The organism is Saccharomonospora halophila 8 (assembly GCF_000383775.1).
GTDB lineage: Bacteria > Actinomycetota > Actinomycetes > Mycobacteriales > Pseudonocardiaceae > Saccharomonospora > Saccharomonospora halophila.
Genome location: NZ_KB912556.1, coordinates 55,342 through 58,681, shown reverse-complemented (window position 1 = coordinate 58,681; position 3,340 = coordinate 55,342). Strand labels below are relative to the sequence as shown.

Sequence of the window (3,340 nt, the reverse complement as noted above, 5' to 3'; positions counted from 1 at the left end):
ATCCGCCCGGTCGAAGCGCGCCGCCGGCGCGCTGATCCCGAGGGCGGCGGGGAGGCGGGTCCCGGGCAGGGGAGCCGCGACGCAGCGTCCGTCCGCCTCGTGTTCGCCGTCGTTGACCGCGTATCCGTCCCTGCGGACCCGGTCGACCTCGTCGACGAAGGCCTCCACGGCGGTGATGGTCCGTTCCGTGCGGGCGCACATCCCGGTGTGCTCCAGCAGCTCCCGCACGCGTGCCTCCGCGAGCCGGGACGCGATCGCCTTGCCCAGTGCGGTGGAGTGCAGCGGGTCCCGGGCTCCCCGCGCCGACGCGAACCGGACACGGTGCCGGCTCTCGACGATGTCGACGTGGATGACGTGGTCTCCGTCGAGGATCGCGAGGGTGGTCGTCTCCTCGAACTCGTCCCGCAGTCGCTCCAGCCACGGGTGCGCGCGCTCCCGGAGGATCTCCAGCTGCCGCGACTGCATGCCGACGAAACCGAGTCCCAACCGGTACAGCCCGGTGTTGCCGTCCCGTTCGACGTAGCGGTGGGCCTCGAGTGTCCACAGGTAGCGGAATGCGGACGATTTGGGCAGATCGGTCGCCTGGCCGACATCGATCAGGGACACCCCGTCGATCGACTCCTGCAGGAGGTTGAGAATCGAACAGACGCGCTCGACCGCGCGGACCGTGTAATCCCGTTCTTCACCGGACACCACGGTCTCGTCCCCGGTCTCATTTCCCTGATTGCGTCGTCCCGACACGCCGATGCTCCCCTGTGGAATACGGATCGCCTGTTTCGGAAAAAGCCTATCGGGTCCGGGCCTTTCGGAGCAGGGGGCCACGAAGTCGCCGGGGTGCGGACCGGGGCCGCGATGTCGCGGAATCGACGAGGAACTTCCCCGTTTCGTCGCCGCCGGGCGCGCGGTACTGAGCCTGTGTAACGAATCGCCGCCGTGAACGATACTGATTCCGGGGAGGAGTACGGGTTGGACGGTCGGCGGTGTGGGCGTTTCCCGCCCCATCGGAGAGGTGCAAATTGCGGAGGGCAAGATAGCCCGTTTGGTGGTGTCGGCGTCGCGCTCCGTGTTCGAAACTGGAGGTGTGTTGATCGTGGTGCAGCCACGCGGCTGGGGGTCCCGCATTTTTTGGCCGATGGCCAACCGTCTGTGCCGCGTCCCCCGAACTCGTCCCCGGACCCCGTACTCCTCATGACTATGTCTTCTCATCAGGCCCTGTCTTCTCACCAGGCCACGCCGCCGTTTCCCGAGACCGCCCCGGCCGTTCCCGCGACCACGTTGCGGGAGAACCCGTCGGGACGCGGGACGTCACCGTCCCCCGACTCCCGGTCCACAGCCGCCACGTCGCACTCGTCGGAGCCGGTGTCCCCGTCCGGTCCCGGCCCGCGCGCGACCCAGCCGGAGGGCCGCGATGCCGAGCCGGTGTGGGAACTCGTGCGTCGGGTCCGCAAGCTGCGTGGACTGACCCAGTATCAGCTCGCGGACCGGCTCGTCGAGCTGTCCCGGAACTCCAGCGTCAGTCGTGACGAGGTCGCGCGGTGGGAACGGGGGAAACGGGTGCCGGGTCCGTACTGGCGGCAGTGGCTGAGCCTCGCGCTCGACGTGCCGTCCGATCAGCTCGCGGCGGCGGTCCGGTACGGCCGGACGGTGCGCTGACCGGCTCCCCTCTCCACGTGACGATCGCGACCACCGCGGCGTAGCGCGCTACCTACCTAGCGTGCTACAGTATCGACGGCCATCGGGTACGGGACCGTTCATGACCCGCCCACGAGGTGGCTGACACGGCGGCGCGGCGCGGACTGCCCCTTCCGGCCGGGCCGCGCCGCCGGATCCGGACGACGTGGTGACCGCGAGAACGCAGGAGCGGTATGGAATTCCTTTTCGGTCGCGATCCGTGTGGGTCGCGGAATTGTCCGGGCAATCGGTTCCGCTGTACTCGGAGTGGCGCTCGGTGTGCGCGATCCGCTCCGTTCTCCGGGGTGCCGGCGCGACGATTCTGTGTCCGGTCGGACCGGGTCGTGCTGCCGCGGCAGCGGCGCCCACCCCGGGAGTCGGGGTGAGCGCCGCCGGGGCCCGCTCAGGCGCTGCGCGCCGGGTGGTGCCGTAACGTCCGGGCGAGCTCGCCGAGGAACGCGCGGGAATCCTCGGGTGAGAGCGCGTTGTCGGTCACCTCACGCCACAACGCGTGGAAGACGTCCAGTTCCCCGGTGGACTCGTAGTGGATCCGGTCGACGGGTGTGTTGACCCAGGCGACCTCACTGAAGTCCCGGATGGCCTCGGACGGGAGCACGAATTCGGTGAAGGCGCCCGCCGCCGCGGCCGCACCCGCGCTGCCCTCGGTGAGAATCCGGATCTCGACGCGCGGGGCCTGCGTGAGTTCCTCCAGGCGTGTCACCTGACGGGCGAGGATCTCGGCGCTGCCGACCGTGCGACGGAGCACCGCTTCATCGAGGACACACCGCAGTTCGGGAGGCTCGTCCCGTTCCAGGATCTCCTGGCGTCCGGCCAACATACGGAGGTACCGCGCACGGGACTCCGCGTCGTGCGTCGGAAGTCCGGCACGGACCACGTGCTCGGCGTACTCGGGCGTGCGCAGCAGTTCGGGCACGACATTCGGCTCGAAGACGTGCATCCGGACCGCCGAGGACTCCATTCCCGCAAGCAGCGCGAGCGGGTAGGGCGGGAAGCCGTCCGGGAACAGGTCCTCCCACCAGTCCGGGACACGGGTCTCCACGCGGTCCCGCAGCTCCCGGTAGTACCCAGCGCGCTCGGGGTGGCCGTACGCGTCGAGCATGATGTCCAGGCTCTCGTGGCTCGGCAGGTACCGCCCCATCTCATAGTGCCCGATGGTCGCGCGGCTCTTGCCGATCCTCCTGGCGATCTCGCTCTGGTTCGAGTTCTCGCCGGCCTCACGCAGTCGCTTCAATCCCAGGGTGAACGCCCATTCCGCGACGACATGGCTCACCTCGACCAAGGGCCCCACCTTTCGACTCCGGGTGACATTCCACAGGTGTCACCCGAACGGGCCACGCCGCGGTGTAGCGCGGTAGGTAGGTAGCGCGCTACAGTGTGCGTGGCTACGGACAGTTGGACACCTGTCACGTTAGCCTCCGGTGGCGCCGGCCGTGGGGACCCCCTTGCGCACGGCCGCGTCGCCGGAGCGAGCAGGCGCGGAGTGCGCCATGCACCGAGGACCGACCGTCTGGAGCGTCGTATGTGCCAGTCTCCTGTGGCCGGGGGCCGTCCGTACCCCCGGTGGCGGGCGGTGCCGACCGGGAGGCGTTTCCGCCCCCCTCCCGGACGCGGCAGCGGGGGAGGTGACCCGGTCCCGCGCGCCGTGGCG

At 69.8% G+C, this 3,340-nt stretch carries 3 protein-coding genes; 1 reads left to right on the top strand and 2 read right to left on the bottom strand.

What is annotated here, in order from left to right; all coding sequences use genetic code 11:
* The coding region (locus SACHA_RS0112260; protein ID WP_408640323.1) for an IclR family transcriptional regulator at positions 1-741 on the bottom strand (741 nt) is incomplete at its 3' end.
* A 618-nt stretch (positions 742-1,359) separates the two neighbouring features.
* Here SACHA_RS0112260 and SACHA_RS21830 point away from each other — a divergent pair.
* Entirely contained in the window at positions 1,360-1,653 is a 294-nt protein-coding gene (locus SACHA_RS21830) for a helix-turn-helix domain-containing protein (protein WP_019810083.1), read from the top strand.
* Between the two features lie 421 nt (positions 1,654-2,074).
* On the opposite strand, the gene SACHA_RS0112245 is transcribed toward SACHA_RS21830, so the two are convergent.
* Entirely contained in the window at positions 2,075-2,971 is an 897-nt protein-coding gene (locus SACHA_RS0112245; RefSeq protein WP_019810081.1) for a helix-turn-helix domain-containing protein, read from the bottom strand.
* Positions 2,972-3,340: the final 369 nt, after the last annotated feature.